General features: G+C 52.9%; 12 protein-coding genes and 4 tRNA genes. All 16 read left to right on the plus strand.

Translation table 11 applies throughout. The features are described 5' to 3' along the window. The first annotated feature begins 251 nt into the window (after positions 1–251). The 16 genes from birA (at position 252) to rpoC (ending at position 16,563) form a co-directional block, all read left to right on the plus strand. Entirely contained in the window at positions 252–1,220 is a 969-nt protein-coding gene (gene birA / locus AC27K1_RS12345) for a bifunctional biotin--[acetyl-CoA-carboxylase] ligase/biotin operon repressor BirA (RefSeq protein WP_487150941.1), read from the plus strand. Continuing rightward, entirely contained in the window at positions 1,207–1,938 is a 732-nt protein-coding gene (locus tag AC27K1_RS12350; protein ID WP_487150942.1) for a type III pantothenate kinase, read from the plus strand. The genes birA and AC27K1_RS12350 overlap by 14 nt, the downstream gene beginning before the upstream one ends. Before the next feature lie 20 nt (positions 1,939–1,958). After that, a complete protein-coding gene (locus tag AC27K1_RS12355) occupies positions 1,959–2,687 on the plus strand; it encodes a hypothetical protein (protein ID WP_487150944.1) in 729 nt (242 codons plus the stop codon). A gap of 120 nt (positions 2,688–2,807) precedes the next feature. After that, positions 2,808–2,891, plus strand: a tRNA-Tyr gene (locus tag AC27K1_RS12360). A 50-nt stretch (positions 2,892–2,941) separates the two neighbouring features. After that, positions 2,942–3,015, plus strand: a tRNA-Gly gene (locus tag AC27K1_RS12365). A gap of 22 nt (positions 3,016–3,037) precedes the next feature. Then, a tRNA-Thr gene (locus AC27K1_RS12370) sits at positions 3,038–3,113 on the plus strand. 78 nt (positions 3,114–3,191) lie between these two features. After that, the gene (tuf, locus tag AC27K1_RS12375; protein WP_487150946.1) at positions 3,192–4,385 is read left to right on the plus strand and encodes an elongation factor Tu; all 1,194 of its coding nucleotides are present in this window, start codon (positions 3,192–3,194) and stop codon (positions 4,383–4,385) included. Positions 4,386–4,457: 72 nt separating this feature from the next. After that, positions 4,458–4,533 (plus strand) — tRNA-Trp (locus AC27K1_RS12380). Between the two features lie 41 nt (positions 4,534–4,574). After that, the gene (secE, locus tag AC27K1_RS12385) at positions 4,575–4,946 is read left to right on the plus strand and encodes a preprotein translocase subunit SecE (RefSeq protein WP_395179951.1); all 372 of its coding nucleotides are present in this window, start codon (positions 4,575–4,577) and stop codon (positions 4,944–4,946) included. A gap of 10 nt (positions 4,947–4,956) precedes the next feature. Then, the gene (gene nusG / locus AC27K1_RS12390) at positions 4,957–5,490 is read left to right on the plus strand and encodes a transcription termination/antitermination protein NusG (RefSeq protein ID WP_345193760.1); all 534 of its coding nucleotides are present in this window, start codon (positions 4,957–4,959) and stop codon (positions 5,488–5,490) included. A 135-nt stretch (positions 5,491–5,625) separates the two neighbouring features. After that, positions 5,626–6,057 (plus strand): 50S ribosomal protein L11, encoded by a 432-nt coding sequence (rplK, locus tag AC27K1_RS12395; protein WP_345193756.1) that lies wholly within the window; start codon positions 5,626–5,628, stop codon positions 6,055–6,057. After that, positions 6,057–6,752: a 50S ribosomal protein L1 gene (gene rplA, locus AC27K1_RS12400; RefSeq protein WP_487150948.1), complete on the plus strand. Its 696-nt coding sequence runs from the start codon at positions 6,057–6,059 to the stop codon at positions 6,750–6,752. The genes rplK and rplA overlap by 1 nt, the downstream gene beginning before the upstream one ends. Before the next feature lie 236 nt (positions 6,753–6,988). Beyond that, positions 6,989–7,516 carry a 50S ribosomal protein L10 gene (gene rplJ / locus AC27K1_RS12405; protein WP_487150950.1) on the plus strand — a complete coding sequence of 176 codons (528 nt, stop codon included), beginning with the start codon at positions 6,989–6,991 and terminating at the stop codon, positions 7,514–7,516. Between the two features lie 69 nt (positions 7,517–7,585). Next, complete coding sequence (gene rplL / locus AC27K1_RS12410) at positions 7,586–7,960, plus strand: 50S ribosomal protein L7/L12 (RefSeq protein WP_487150952.1); 375 nt, start codon at positions 7,586–7,588, stop codon at positions 7,958–7,960. A gap of 257 nt (positions 7,961–8,217) precedes the next feature. Then, positions 8,218–12,297 (plus strand): DNA-directed RNA polymerase subunit beta, encoded by a 4,080-nt coding sequence (gene rpoB / locus AC27K1_RS12415; protein ID WP_487150954.1) that lies wholly within the window; start codon positions 8,218–8,220, stop codon positions 12,295–12,297. 60 nt (positions 12,298–12,357) lie between these two features. Next, a complete protein-coding gene (gene rpoC, locus AC27K1_RS12420) occupies positions 12,358–16,563 on the plus strand; it encodes a DNA-directed RNA polymerase subunit beta' (RefSeq protein ID WP_487150956.1) in 4,206 nt (1,401 codons plus the stop codon). Positions 16,564–16,632: the final 69 nt, after the last annotated feature.

Below are 16,632 nucleotides of genomic sequence, written 5' to 3' on the forward strand. Positions count from 1 at the left end.
GCTAACGAGAAATTAGCGGTCGGGGTTTTTGCTTTATGTGCCGTTATAATTTCCTCATTCCTCATTCCTCATTCCTCATTCCTCATTCCTCATTCCTCATTCCTCATTCCTCATTTTCTAAGTTGTTTCCTGATTTGCTGAATAGTCACTCATATTGGCCGGAAACAGCTCGCAGTGCTTAAACTCTCATGACGTTGTAAGCCACCTGCGGGCACTATATATTGTCCTGCAAAATAGTCAGGGCTAATACAATGCAGGATATCCTTACGCTTTTGCAGGATGGGCAGTTTCATTCCGGTGAAGAGTTGGGAAATGCACTGGGCATTAGTCGGGCTGCGGTGTGGAAACGTTTGAAGCAGCTGGAAAAGCAAGGGCTGACTCTGGATGCAGTAGCAGGAAAAGGCTATCGCCTGCCTCGTGATATTATTCTGCTGAATGGCGATCTGATTAACACATATATTGAGGAGTCAATCAGGTCACGAATTGGCCTTACAACCCTTCATTCTGCTTCTTCAACCAACGATACTGTTTTGATGCAACTGGCCAATCCAGAGCCTGTTCAGATCTGTGTTGCTGAGCACCAGACAGCAGGTCGTGGACGTCGAGGGCGCGCATGGATTAGCCCGCTAGGTGCCAATATCTATTTTTCCATGCTATGGCGCTTTGAGAGTGGTATGTCTGGGCTTGATGGATTGAGTCTTGTTGTCGGGCTCGCTGTTCTGAAAACCCTTGAGAACATTGGGGCAAGCGGTCTTTCACTCAAGTGGCCCAATGACCTTCTTTGTTCGGGAAAAAAACTGGCTGGTATCCTGCTTGAAATTAATGGTGATCCTAATGGTGAATGCCAGGTGGTTATTGGGATTGGTATTAATGTCAGGCTGACTCAGGACCAGTTAAGCGAAATCTCACAGCCTGCGATTGATTTATGCAGTGTGTTAGGCATGGCCGTTGATAAGAATCGTGTGGTTGGTGGGCTGATTGGGCAGCTGGTCAGCTTTCTCGATATTTTTCAGGAAAAAGGATTTACGCCTTTTCGTGAAGAGTGGCAGAGGTACGATGCTTATGCTGGTCAAGAGGTTCGCTTGATCACCGGTTTGAGGGAAATCACGGGCATTGCTGCAGGTGTCAGTGAGAATGGTGCTTTGTTATTAAATCACGATGGCGAGAAGCGCGCTTACGCCGGAGGGGAAGTCTCATTACGACCTTATGAACATTCTTGATCTTGATTGTGGTAATACGCGTCTCAAATGGCGTCTGATACGTGAGGGTGAGCTCAGGCAGTCAGGTGCTGTGGATAATACTGGTTGTTGTACCTCCATGCTGCGACAGATTGCGGATGTATTGTGCGATCAGCCTGCAAGGTGTCGTATGTCTTCTGTGCGCGCACAGGAGATTAATGACGTTATCGAGACAACTGTTTTTGATATCTGGGATATCAAGGTAGAACGGCCGGTTAAGCAGGAATATTTGGGTGGTGTTCGGCTGATCGGTGTTGATCCGGCAATGTATGGGGAAGATCGCTGGCTTGGTTTGTTGGCGGCTCGAGCTGCGATCCCTGCACGACCGTTAGTGGTTGTGGATAGTGGGACGGCATTGACGCTGGATATTATTGATGCAAATGGCGCTTTCAAGGGTGGCTTGATCGTGCCGGGCATTAGCCTGATGTTGAAATCCATGGCCGATAATGCCGATAGATTGCTGATTCCGGAGCAACGCCACTTTCGCCGTGGCTTGGGTTTGAAAACGGTAGAAGCCATGCAGTTTGGTGTCGCCTCTATGGCGGCTGCGCTGATTGAAAAAGAGTACGAGTTTCTGGGTGAAAGAGCCGCCGTTGTGATTGGTGGTGGTGATGCAACGGTATTGGCAGAGCTGGTCACTATTCCTGTATTGCATTTGCCTGATTTGGTTTTTGAGGGGTTGGCAATCGCACTACCATAAATAAAAAAGAACACACGAATATGATAAAAATGATGCGCTGGGTGTTTCTGATTCTGGTAATGGCTAATGGCGGGGTGTTTGCCTATGGCTGGTATGAGCGTTCTCAGGAAAAGTATGTTTTGTCTGAGACCGGCAGTGAGCGCCTGGAGAGAGGGGCGGGAATTACGCTGGTTGCCGAGGCTGATCCGGAAGTCTTGATATCACGAATAGTAGAAGAGCCGATATTGCCACTGCCTGCGGGTCAGCCAGCGGTGGCTGGTCTTTGTACGCAAATCGGACCTTTCCGCGCTGCGGATACGGCTGATCAGGCCATGCAGCAATTGTTGTCTTCAGGGATATCTGCCCAGTCCAAAGCGCTAAAGATTCGTCATGGCGAAGATTTCTGGGTTTTGATACCTGCAATGTCCGGACGTGATGCCTCCCTGGGTTGGTTGAGGGAGTTGGATGCCCAGGGCGTGGATGCCTATCTGATTACCGAAGGGGATTATTCCGGCGGGATATCGCTGGGATTGTTTTCGCAAGGAGAATTAGCGGCCGCATTGCAGAAACGTATCGCAAATCGTGGCTATGGTGTGCAGATGGAAGAGATCCCGCGCTTTCGTGAAGAGCACTGGTTGGAAATCAGCCAGGACGACACTGAATTAATGAGCGATGCATTGTGGGAGGTCTTGCAGCAACGATACGGGTTTGCCGAGAAACACGAAAATTTATGCGGCTCCAGTATTGCATCCACCCATGAGATTCCATAGAATGCGCCTCGCTTGCTGAGTTGGACGCCAACTTGTTCAAGCCTGACGGGAAGTTCGAAAGAGCGAAAACGAAGGGGTTGACAAAGAAAGCGCTCCGAATAAAATGGCGCAGCAAATTGTGGTGGGGTTCCCGAGTGGCCAAAGGGATCAGACTGTAAATCTGACGCGAAAGCTTCGAAGGTTCGAATCCTTCCCCCACCACCAGAATTCTTTTAAAGTAGTAAGTCGCCAAGGGCGGCTTTTTACTTGGGTTCGCGGGTATAGTTCAACGGTAGAACCTCAGCCTTCCAAGCTGATGATGCGGGTTCGATTCCCGCTACCCGCTCCAGCTTTGCTTTGTTCTGATTTAAGCTCATATAGCTCAGTCGGTAGAGCGCGTCCTTGGTAAGGACGAGGTCACCAGTTCAAATCTGGTTATGAGCTCCATGATTTAGGGGGCAGATATGTATATATCTGCCCCTTATTTCTGTATCGGGTATTGGTGTTCTTTCTGGGAGCGTTACCATGGCAAAAGAAAAGTTTGAACGTAATAAGCCGCACGTAAACGTCGGCACCATCGGTCACGTTGACCACGGTAAAACGACTCTGACTGCTGCTCTGACTCGCGTCTGTGCAGAAGTCTGGGGCGGTACTGCCAAGGCTTTCGACCAGATCGATAACGCGCCTGAAGAGCGTGAGCGTGGTATCACCATCTCTACTGCACACGTAGAATACGATTCTCCGAACCGTCACTACGCGCACGTAGACTGCCCCGGACACGCTGACTATGTTAAGAACATGATCACCGGTGCTGCCCAGATGGACGGCGCTATCCTGGTATGTTCCGCTGCTGACGGCCCCATGCCTCAGACTCGTGAGCACATCCTGCTGTCTCGTCAGGTCGGTGTTCCTTACATCGTTGTCTTCCTGAACAAGGCTGACATGGTTGACGATGAAGAGCTGCTGGAACTGGTAGAAATGGAAGTTCGTGAGCTGCTGGACACTTACGAATTCCCGGGTGACGACACTCCGATCGTTATCGGTTCTGCCCTGATGGCTCTGAATGGTGAAGACGCCAACGAAATGGGTACTACCGCTGTTAAGAAGCTGGTAGAAACTCTGGATGAGTACATCCCTGAGCCTGAGCGTGCCATCGACCAGCCTTTCCTGATGCCGATTGAAGACGTATTCTCCATCGCTGGCCGCGGTACCGTTGTTACCGGTCGTGTTGAGCGTGGTATCGTCAAGGTTGGTGAAGAAATCGAAATCATCGGTATCAAAGACACCACCAAGACCACCGTTACCGGCGTAGAAATGTTCCGCAAGTTGCTGGACGAAGGCCGTGCTGGTGAGAACGTTGGCTGTCTGCTGCGTGGTACCAAGCGTGAAGACGTAGAGCGTGGTCAGGTACTGGCTAAGCCCGGTTCTATCACTCCTCACACCCAGTTCACGTCAGAAATTTATGTTCTGTCCAAGGATGAAGGTGGTCGTCATACTCCTTTCTTCAAGGGCTACCGTCCTCAGTTCTACTTCCGTACTACTGACGTGACCGGTTCCTGCGAACTGCCAGAAGGCGTTGAAATGGTAATGCCTGGTGATAACGTTCAGATGACTGTAACTCTGATCGCTCCTATCGCCATGGAAGAAGGTCTGCGCTTCGCGATTCGTGAAGGTGGCCGTACTGTTGGCGCCGGTGTTGTTGCCAAGATTATTGCGTAATTAAGGCTGTTCAAGGGCTCCTGGGTCATGTAATATACAGCGCCCGGAGCTCTTGAGCGCCAGAAAGTATTTAGGCCAGTAGTTCAATTGGTAGAGCACCGGTCTCCAAAACCGGGGGTTGGGGGTTCGATTCCCTCCTGGCCTGCCAGCTTCCCTTCTTGGGTAACCTGATCTGATAGAGATGTCTTGATGAGTGGTAAAGCCGACGTTGAAAGTGTAAATAGCTTCGACGGCCTGAAATGGGCTGTGGTTGCCTTATTGGTGGTTGTAGGTGTCGGTGGGAACTATTACTTCTCAGCAGAGTCATTACTATATCGTGTAATCGGTCTTGTTGCTCTGGGGGTTGTAGCGGCTGTTGTGGCTTTCCAGACGGACAAAGGCCGGGTGTTCTGGGAGCTGCTCAAGGATGCCAAGGCTGAGGTCAGGAAGGTTGTCTGGCCGACGCGGCAGGAAACTGTTCAGACGACGCTTGTTGTAGTTGCGGTCGTTTTGATTATGGGTCTTGTGCTTTGGGGTCTTGACTCTTTGCTGGGCTGGCTTGTCAGTAGCCTGATTGGATAAGGACTGAAAGATGGCTAAGCGTTGGTATGTTGTGCATGCTTATTCCGGCTTTGAAAAGCATGTAATGCGCTCTCTCAAGGAGCGTGTAAAGCTGCATCAGATGGAAGATCTGTTTGGCGAGATTCTGGTTCCCACTGAAGAAGTGGTTGAGATCAAGAATGGCCAGAAGCGCAGAAGTGAGCGCAAGTTCTTCCCCGGTTATGTGCTTGTTCAGATGGAAATGAATGAGGATAGCTGGCATCTGATCAAAGATACGCCCAGGGTTCTCGGCTTTATTGGTGGCACGGCAGACAAGCCTGCACCCATTACTCAAAAAGAAGCCGATGCGATTCTTCAGCGTGTTCAGGAAGGGGTTGATAAGCCCAAGCCGAAGACGTTGTTTGAGCCCGGTGAAATGGTTCGCGTTATTGATGGTCCCTTCGCTGATTTCAATGGTGTTGTGGAAGAAGTCAATTACGAGAAGAGTCGCCTTCAGGTGGCTGTCATGATTTTCGGTCGTTCAACGCCGGTCGAGCTGGAGTTTGGTCAGGTCGAAAAAGGTTGATCGTGTTTCTTTAGTCCCTGCGCTGCCCTGGGCAGTGTGGGGATTTTATTTTCAGGTGTTTTTGTTGCCTGAAAAATTAGTGTACGGGGAGCTGTCACCTTCGCGTGATGGCGATTGACCCGCAACGAGGTTGAAATGGCTAAGAAAGTAGAAGCTTATATTAAGCTCCAGGTTGCCGCTGGTCAGGCAAACCCAAGTCCGCCTGTTGGTCCTGCGCTGGGTCAGCACGGTGTCAACATCATGGAGTTCTGTAAGGCCTTTAACGCCAAGACCCAGAGTCTTGAGCCGGGCATGCCGACTCCTGTTGTTATCACTGTTTACAGTGATCGCAGCTTCACCTTCGAAACCAAGACTCCGCCGGCTGCTGTTCTGCTGAAGAAAGCGCTGAAGCTGAAGAAGGGCTCCGGTCGTCCTAACACTGAAAAGGTTGGCACCGTGACTCGCGAGCAGCTGCTGGAAATCGCCAAGATCAAAGAGCCTGATCTGACTGCAGCTGACGAAGACGCTGCTATCCGCACCATCGCTGGAAGTGCCCGCAGCATGGGCCTGAACGTGGAGGGTGTGTAATGGCCAAGATGACCAAGCGTGCAAAGCTGATTGCTGAGAAAGTTGACAGCACCAAAATCTACGGTTTTGAAGATGCTGCCAACCTGCTGAAGGATCTGCCGGCTGCCAAGTTCAAAGAGTCTATCGACGTTGCTGTGAACCTGGGTGTTGATCCTCGTAAATCTGACCAGGTTGTTCGTGGCTCTACCGTACTGCCTAACGGTACTGGTAAAGACGTTCGCGTCGCTGTCTTCACTCAGGGTGCTAACGCTGATGCGGCCCGTGAAGCGGGTGCAGAGCTGGTTGGTATGGAAGATCTGGCAGAACAGATCAAAGCGGGCGAAATGAACTTTGACGTTGTTATTGCTTCTCCGGATGCGATGCGCGTTGTTGGCCAGTTGGGTCAGGTTCTGGGTCCTCGTGGTCTGATGCCTAACCCGAAAGTAGGTACTGTGACGCCTAACGTTGCTGAAGCGGTTAAAAACGCCAAGGCGGGTCAGGTTCGCTACCGTACCGACAAGAACGGTATTATTCACGCTTCTGTCGGCAAGATCGACTTCGAAGCGGGCTCCCTGAAGCAGAACGTTGAAGCGCTGCTGGTTGATCTGAAGAAGCTGAAGCCTTCTTCCGCCAAGGGTGTCTATGTCAAGAAGGTGACCCTGTCTTCTACTATGGGTCCCGGTCTGGCCATCGATCAGGCTAGCCTTGACTTCTAATTTGAGTGTTGCAGCAGGTTTCTGATCTGTTGCATCGGCTCTACAGTCTTTGGGGTCCTCGTATAGCGGGGGCCGTCAAAGATCGCAGGTGCGGATGACCGATTTTTGTGTTGTTTGCTTAATGTCCTGCGTAGACGGTGAACTGATTGCATTGCAATTAACCCATCACCGTATTTAGGGAGTGTCTTCCCCTGGTTGGAAGGTGCTCTGTTCTATAGAGAATTGGAGTAAAGCCAATGGCGTTAGGTCTCGAAGACAAGAAGGCGATTGTCGCCGAAGTCAGCGAGGTTGCCCAAAGCGCTCTGTCGGCTGTAATCGCGGACTACCGTGGTCTGACTGTTGACCAGATGACCTCTCTGCGCAAGCAGGCTCGTGAGGGTGGCGTATACCTGAAGGTTGTACGTAATACCCTAGCTCGCCGCGCAGTAGAAGGCACCGAATACGAGTGCCTGAAAGAGGCTCTGATTGGTCCTACAGTTCTGGCGTTTTCCCAGGAAGATCCAGGTTCAGCAGCTCGTCTGCTCAAGGATTTTGCCAAGGATAACAAAGAGCTGGAAGTCAAGGCTCTGTCCATCGGAGGTCAACTGCTCGGCGCTGAGCAGATTGATGTCCTGGCCAAGATGCCTACTCTGGACCAGGCTCGCGCGATGCTGATGAGCGTAATGATTGCACCGGTAACCAAGCTGACCAGAACTCTGAACGAGTTCCCAGCACGTATTACCCGTGTAATGGCAGCTGTTGCCGACCAGAAGAAAGCCGCCTGATCCTGTTGATCGGCTGGTTTTTAGTTAAAGAATTTTTGGTTTTACCATACAGAATTTTTGGAGTTAAAAATGGCTCTGTCTAAAGACGATATCCTGAATGCCATCGCTGAAATGAGCGTAATGGAAGTAGTTGAGCTGGTTGAAGCTATGGAAGAGAAGTTCGGTGTCAGCGCTCAAGCCGCTGTAGCCGTTGCTGCTCCTGCTGCTGGCGAAGCTGCTGCTGCTGAAGAGAAGACTGAGTTCGACGTAATCCTGACTGCCGCTGGTGACAAGAAAGTTAACGTCATCAAGGTTGTCCGTGGCGCTACCGGTCTGGGCCTGAAAGAAGCCAAGGCACTGGTAGACGGCGCTCCTGCTCCTCTGAAGGAAGGCGCTACCAAGGAAGAAGCTGAAGCTCTGAAGAAAGAGCTGGAAGAAGCTGGCGCTTCTGTAGAAATCAAGTAATTTCAGCATTGCTTTTTTTCAGGCTTGTTGCATAATAGGCCGAATGGCTGGTGTCCAAGGGCACCGGCCTTTTTCCGTTGTATGAGCTATAACTTTTATGCCCGTATGATTCGGCCTGATAGAACGTTATGGTTTATAGAAGGATGGTTATCACCAAACGGTGACAATAAGAGAGGCTACCCGCCCTCAAGGGCTGTCGTGACTCCGAAGCCGGTGATCAACGACACAACCGCAGGTGACCTAGCTGGGGAATGCTGATGGCTTACTCGTATACAGAGAAAAAACGTATCCGCAAGGACTTCGGTAAATTGCCGCACGTCATGGATGTGCCGTATTTGCTTGCAATTCAGCTGGATTCCTATCAAAAACTCTTGCAGTCAGGCAGAGGCACTGAAGCGAGAGATGATATCGGTTTGCACGCGGCTTTCAAGTCCGTCTTTCCGATTGTCAGCTATTCTGGCAATGCAGCCCTGGAATATGTTGGCTACCGTCTGGGTAATCCTGCCTTTGACGTCAAGGAATGTCAGCTACGCGGAATTACTTACGCAGTCCCCCTGCGTGTAAAGGTTCGCCTGATTATTTATGACAAGGAAAGCGCCAACAAGGCGATCAAGGACATCAAGGAACAGGAAGTCTACATGGGCGAAATTCCGCTCATGACTGACAACGGTACCTTCGTAATCAATGGTACCGAGCGTGTTATTGTTTCCCAGCTGCATCGCTCCCCCGGTGTGTTCTTCGATCACGACCGTGGTAAGACACATTCCTCCGGTAAGCTGCTGTACTCCGCGCGGGTGATTCCTTACCGTGGTTCATGGCTGGACTTCGAATTTGATCCCAAGGATCTGCTCTTCGTTCGTATCGACCGTCGCCGGAAGCTTCCTGCAACGATCCTGCTGCGTGCTCTGGACTTCACCTCTGAGCAGATTCTGGGTGCGTTCTTTGAGACAAACTTCTACAAGATCTCCAGCAATGGCGTTTCTTTCGAGCTGATTCCCGAGCGTCTGCGTGGTGAAGCAGCCAGCTTTGACATCAAGGACCAGGACGGCAATGTCGTGGTTGAGCTGGGCCGTCGTGTAACGGCACGTCATATCCGTCAGCTGCAGAAAGCCAATATCAAAGAGATTGAGGCGCCGGTCGAGTACGTGCTCGGCAAGGTGCTGGCCAAGCCGGTTATCCACAAGACAACCGGTGAAATCATTGCGGAATGTAATACCGAAATTACGCTTGAGCTGTATGAGAAGTTCCTTGCGGCTTCCGCCAAGGAAATTGAGGTTATCTACACCAACGAGCTGGATTGTGGTTCCTACGTTTCCGACACACTGAGAGCCGATACCACCACTAACCGTATCGAAGCGCTGGTAGAAATCTACCGCATGATGCGCCCTGGTGAGCCGCCAACCAAGGAAGCCGCCGAGCAGCTGTTCCAGAACCTGTTCTTTACCGCTGAGCGTTATGACCTGTCTGCCGTTGGTCGTATGAAGTTCAACCGCCGTATGGCGCGTGAAAGCGATGAAGGTTCCGGCGTGCTCGATAACCAGGACATCATCGATGTGATGCGTACCCTGGTTGATATTCGTAACGGTCACGGTATCTGTGACGATATCGATCACCTGGGTAACCGTCGTGTCCGTTCTGTCGGTGAAATGGCAGAGAACCAGTTCCGTGTTGGTCTGGTGCGTGTTGAGCGTGCGGTCCGTGAGCGTCTGTCCATGGCCGAAAGCGAAGGCCTGATGCCGCAGGATCTGATCAACGCCAAGCCGGTTGCTGCTGCGATCAAGGAATTCTTCGGTTCCAGCCAGCTGTCCCAGTTCATGGACCAGAACAACCCGCTGTCCGAGATCACGCACAAGCGTCGTGTCTCTGCATTGGGCCCGGGTGGTTTGACCCGTGAGCGTGCCGGCTTCGAGGTTCGAGACGTGCATCCGACCCACTACGGTCGTGTATGTCCTATCGAGACCCCTGAAGGTCCGAACATCGGTCTGATCAACTCGCTGGCAACCTATGCCCGGACTAACGACTACGGTTTCCTAGAGTCTCCGTACCGTAAAGTTATTGATGGTCAGGTAACCGATCAAATCGAATACCTGTCTGCGATTGAAGAAGGTGAATTCGTTATCGCACAGGCCAGTGCGGTGCTGGACGAAAACAACCGTCTGAGCGAAGAGCTGGTTAACGTTCGTTATCGCAACGAATTTACCCTGATGGGACCCGAACAGGTCAACTTCATGGATGTATCACCGCGTCAGGTGGTATCCGTGGCTGCGTCCCTGATTCCGTTCCTCGAGCACGATGACGCGAACCGAGCCCTGATGGGATCGAACATGCAACGTCAGGCCGTTCCGACCCTGCGCGCAGACAAGCCGCTGGTTGGTACCGGTATGGAGCGTAACGTTGCCCGTGACTCCGGTGTTTGTGTCGTTGCCAAGCGTGGCGGTGTGGTTGACAGTGTGGATGCTTCCCGGATCGTTATCCGTGTTGAAGAATCCGAGCTGCTGGCGGGTGAAGCAGGCGTGGATATCTACGCGCTGACCAAATACACCCGTTCTAACCAGAACACCTGTATCAATCAGCGCTCACTGGTCAAGAAAGGGGATGTGATTGCACGTAATGATATCCTGGCAGATGGTCCTTCTGTCGATATCGGCGAGCTGGCCCTGGGTCAGAACATGCGCGTCGCGTTCATGCCCTGGAACGGTTACAACTTCGAGGACTCCATCCTGGTGTCTGAGCGGGTTGTACAGGAAGACCGTTTCACCACGATCCACATTCAGGAACTGACCTGTGTGGCTCGTGACACCAAGCTGGGTTCCGAAGAAATCACTGCGGATATTCCCAACGTGGGTGAGTCTGCCCTGAACAAGCTGGATGAAGCCGGTATTGTTTACGTGGGTGCAGAAGTTGAAGCAGGCGACATTCTGGTAGGTAAGGTGACACCGAAGGGTGAAACCCAGCTGACTCCGGAAGAAAAACTGCTGCGCGCCATCTTCGGTGAAAAGGCGTCTGACGTTAAGGATACCTCACTGCGTGTTCCCACCAGTGTTAAAGGTACCGTTATCGACGTACAGGTCTTCACTCGTGATGGTGTGGAGAAGGATTCCCGTGCGCTGTCTATCGAAAAAGAGCAGCTCGACGAAATCCGTAAGGACTTGAACGAAGAGTTCCGTATCGTTGAATTCGATACCTTTGCCCGTCTGCGCAATGCGCTGGTTGGTCAGAAGGCGGATCGCGGTCCTGCCCTGGCCAAGGGTGACAGTATTTCTGACGAGTACCTGAACGGCCTGGAACACGACCAGTGGTTCAAGCTGGTTATGGCTGACGAGTCTCTGAACGAACAGCTGGATAACGCCCGCAAGCAGTTGACTGAATTGCGCGCGCAGCTGGATGAGCGTTTCGAAGACAAGAAGAAAAAGCTGCAGACCAGTGATGACATGGCGCCTGGCGTTCTGAAGATCGTCAAGGTTTACCTGGCCATCAAGCGTCGCATCCAGCCGGGTGACAAGATGGCGGGTCGTCACGGTAACAAGGGTGTTATCTCCATCATCATGCCGGTAGAAGATATGCCGTATGATGAGAACGGTAACCCGGTTGATATCGTTCTGAACCCGCTGGGTGTACCGTCGCGGATGAACGTTGGTCAGGTGCTGGAAACCCACCTGGGTGCAGCGGCCAAAGGGCTGGGCGTGAAGATCAATCGTATGATTGAAGCGCAGCAGGCTGTGGCTGATATCCGTAAGTTCCTGGATCAGGTCTACAACGGTGTAGCGGGTCGTGCGAACAAGGTTGACCTGGACAGCTTCTCTGATCAGGAGATCATGGAGCTGGCCCGCAACCTGCGTGGTGGTGTTCCGATGGCAACGGCCGTATTCGACGGTGCCAAGGAAGCCGAAATCAAGGAGCTGCTGCGTCTGGCAGACCTGAACGACAGCGGCCAGTGCACGCTGTTCGATGGTCGTACCGGTAACCAGTTTGAGCGTCAGGTAACCGTTGGTTACATGTACATGCTCAAGCTGAACCACCTGGTTGATGACAAGATGCATGCCCGTTCTACCGGTTCCTACTCGCTGGTTACCCAGCAGCCGCTGGGTGGTAAGGCGCAGTTTGGTGGTCAGCGATTCGGTGAGATGGAAGTGTGGGCGCTGGAAGCTTATGGCGCCGCGTACACGCTGCAGGAAATGCTCACCGTCAAATCGGATGACGTCGCCGGCCGTACCAAGATGTACAAAAACATTGTTGATGGCGATCACCGGATGGAAGCGGGTATGCCAGAGTCCTTTAATGTTCTGGTTAAGGAAATTCGTTCACTGGGCATCGATATCGAGCTCGAAACTGAATAATCAGGCTAAGGGGTTAACAGCGGCGGGTCACTGACCCGTCCGCTTCCGCGAGGAGAAGCGATGAAAGACTTGTTGAATCTGCTAAAAACCCAGGGACAGTCGGACGAGTTTGATGCCATTCGAATTTCACTGGCCTCTCCGGAACTGGTCCGTTCCTGGTCTTACGGTGAAGTAAAAAAGCCGGAAACCATTAACTACCGTACGTTCAAACCTGAGCGTGACGGTCTGTTCTGCGCCAAGATCTTTGGCCCAGTCAAGGACTATGAGTGCCTGTGCGGTAAGTACAAGCGCCTGAAGCACCGTGGTGTTATCTGTGAGAAGTGTGGCGTTGAAGTTGCGCTGTCCAAGGTGCGTCGTGACCGTATGGGTCACATCGAACTGGCCAGCCCGGTTGCCCACATCTGGTTCCTGAAGTCACTGCCCAGCCGGATCGGTCTGCTGCTGGACATGACCCTGCGTGACATCGAACGGGTTCTGTATTTTGAATCTTACGTCGTTATTGATCCGGGCATGACCACGCTGGATCGCGGTCAGCTGCTGAACGACGAAGAGTACTATGAAGCGCTGGAAGAATTCGGTGATGACTTCGACGCCCGCATGGGTGCTGAAGCCGTTCAGGCGTTGCTGAACGACATCGACCTGGAAGACGAAATCAACCAGCTGCGTGAAGAGATTCCCCAGACCAACAGCGAAACCAAGCTGAAGAAGCTGGCCAAGCGTCTGAAGCTGCTGGAAGCCTTCTACAACTCCGGTAACCGTCCGGAGTGGATGATCATGAAGGTACTGCCGGTTCTGCCGCCGGATCTGCGTCCGCTGGTACCGCTGGATGGTGGTCGTTTCGCGACCTCTGACCTGAACGATCTGTATCGTCGGGTGATTAACCGGAACAACCGTCTGAAGCGTCTGCTTGAGCTGAACGCCCCTGATATCATCGTCCGTAACGAAAAGCGGATGCTGCAGGAGTCCGTGGATGCGCTGCTGGATAACGGTCGCCGTGGTCGTGCGATCACCGGCTCCAACAAGCGTCCGCTGAAGTCTCTGGCAGACATGATCAAGGGTAAGCAGGGTCGTTTCCGTCAGAACCTGCTGGGTAAGCGTGTTGACTACTCTGGTCGTTCTGTAATTACCGTGGGTCCGTCCCTGCGTCTGCATCAGTGCGGTCTGCCTAAGAAGATGGCGCTTGAACTGTTCAAGCCCTTCATTTTTGGCAAGCTGGAGCACCGCGGACTGGCGACAACCATTAAAGCCGCCAAGAAGATGGTGGAGCGGGAAGAGCCGGTCGTATGGGATATCCTGGATGAAGTTATCCGTGAGCATCCTGTACTGCTGAACCGTGCACCGACACTGCACCGTCTGGGTATTCAGGCATTCGAGCCGGTACTGATTGAAGGCAAGGCGATCCAGCTGCATCCGCTGGTCTGTGCTGCCTACAACGCCGACTTTGACGGTGACCAGATGGCTGTTCACGTACCGCTGACGCTGGAAGCCCAGCTGGAAGCGCGTGCGCTGATGATGTCCACCAACAACATTCTGGCGCCGGCCAGTGGTGAGCCTATCATCGTTCCTTCTCAGGACGTGGTACTGGGTCTCTACTACATCACCCGTGATCGCATCAATGCGAAGGGTGAAGGCATGATGTTCGCCGACATCAAGGAAGCCCTGCGGGCTTACCGTGTTGGCGCGGCGGACCTGCATGCGAAGGTGAAGGTTCGTATTTCCGAAGCGCTCAAGAATGCGCAGGGTGAGCTTGAGTCTCGTCGCTTTATCGCTGACACCACCATCGGTCGTGTACTGCTGTGGGATATCGTTCCTGACGGCCTGCCGTTCGAACTGGTTAACCAGGCGATGAAGAAGCGTTCCATCTCTGGCCTGCTGAACGCCTGCTACCGTCGTGTGGGTCTGAAAGAGACCGTGATCTTTGCTGACCAGATGATGTACCTGGGCTTCCAGTATGCAACGGTTTCCGGTGCATCCATCGGTGTTAACGATTTCGTTATCCCGGATGAGAAGGTCAACATCATCGACGAAGCGCACAATGAAGTGCGTGAAATTGAAAACCAGTTTGCTTCCGGTCTGGTAACCCAGGGCGAAAAGTACAACAAGGTTATCGATATCTGGTCCCGTGCCAACGAGGTGCTGGCCAAGCGGATGATGGAAAACCTCAAGACCGACAAGGTCATCGACCGTGAAGGTAAAGAGGTAGACCAGGAATCCTTCAACAGCGTCTACATGATGGCTGACTCCGGTGCCCGGGGTAGTGCGGCGCAGATTCGTCAGCTGGCCGGTATGCGTGGTCTGATGGCGAAGCCGGACGGTTCCATCATCGAAACGCCGATCACCGCGAACTTCCGTGAGGGTCTGAACGTACTGCAGTACTTCATCTCGACCCACGGTGCTCGTAAGGGTCTGGCGGATACGGCATTGAAGACGGCGAACTCCGGTTACCTGACTCGTCGTCTGGTCGATGTTGCTCAAGACCTGGTGGTCACAGAGCATGATTGCGGAACCAGTCGCGGCATTCTGATGACGCCTCATATTGAGGGTGGTGACGTTGTTGAGCCGCTGGGTGAGCGTATTCTAGGCCGTGTAGTGGCGGAAGATGTCTACACGCCAGGCACAGATGATATTGCTGTCAGTGCTGGCACCTTGATTGATGAGCAGTGGGTTCGCAAGCTGGAAGAGCTGAACGTTGATGAAGTTCTGGTTCGTTCCTCCATTTCCTGTGAAACCCGTTACGGTGTGTGCTCCAACTGCTATGGTCGTGACTTGGGTCGTGGTCACCTGGTTAACGTGGGTGAGGCTGTCGGTGTTATCGCAGCTCAGTCGATCGGTGAGCCGGGTACCCAGCTGACGATGCGTACCTTCCACATCGGTGGTGCGGCATCGCGGAACGCTGCGCAGGATAATATTACTGTCAAGAGCGAAGGCACCGTTCGTCTCCAGAACCTGAAGTTCGTTGAGCGGACAAATGGCAACCTGGTTGCGGTAAGCCGTTCCGGCCAGCTGGCGGTGGCAGATAAGTTTGGTCGTGAGCGTGAGCGTTACAAGCTGCCTTACGGTGCGGTGCTGTCCGTGAAGGATGGGGATGCCGTAGAAGCCGGCGCGATTGTTGCCAAGTGGGATCCGCATACGCACCCGATCGTGACGGAAGTTGCCGGTAAGGTGAAATTCTTCGGTATGGAAGATGGTATTACCATCAAGAAGCAGACGGATGTAATTACCGGGCTGTCCAGTATCGAGGTTCTGGATCCGAAGGATCGTCCGTCTGCCGGTAAGGATCTGCGTCCCGCGATCCAGCTGGTTGATGAGAACGGCAATGAGCTGATGATGGCGAATACCAACATCCCGGCGCAGTACTTCCTGCCGGCTAACTCATTGCTGAGCCTGAAGGACTGCGTGAACGTGGAGGTGGGTGACATCATTGCCCGTATTCCGCAGCAGTCCAGTGGTAACCGGGATATCACCGGTGGTCTGCCCCGGGTTGCCGACCTGTTCGAAGCCCGTAAGCCGAAAGAGCCTGCCATCCTGGCGGAAATCTCCGGTACCATCGGCTTCGGTAAGGAGACTAAGGGTAAGAAGCGTCTGGTCATTACTCCGACTGACGGTAGCGATCCGTACGAGGAGCTGATTCCGAAGTGGCGCCACCTGAACGTGTTCGAAGGTGAGCAGGTTACCAAGGGTGAAGTTGTCTCTGACGGTCCGACCAACCCGCACGACGTTTTACGACTGCTGGGCGTAGGTGAGCTGGCGAAGTACATCGTCAACGAGATCCAGGATGTTTACCGTCTGCAGGGCGTTAAGATTAACGACAAGCACATTGAAACCATTCTGCGCCAGATGCTGCGTAAGGTTGAAGTCTCCGATGCTGGAGATTCTGATCTGATTCGCGGTGAGCAGATGGAATACAACAAGGTGCTTGAGGTTAACGATACGCTGAATGGCGAGGACAAGTTCCCGGCGAAGTACGAGCGTGTCCTGCTGGGTATCACCAAGGCCTCTCTGGCGACTGAGTCGTTCATCTCCGCGGCTTCCTTCCAGGAAACCACGCGAGTACTGACTGAGGCGGCCGTGACCGGTAAGCGTGACTATCTGCGCGGTCTGAAAGAAAACGTGGTTGTGGGTCGACTGATTCCGGCGGGAACTGGTCTGACCTATCACAAGGACCGCAGAGAGAAGCTGGAACCTGTCGAGTTTGTGACACCGACTGTTTCTGCTTCTGAAGTCGAGCAGGCGCTGTCCGAAGCCTTGAATTCGGGTGATGCCTGATCGCACTGAGCAAGGGTTTGCCTGATCGGTAAGCCCTTGATGAGTCGACTGGGAAAACGGAGCCAAATG

The organism is Kistimonas ophiarachnellae (assembly GCF_057552235.1).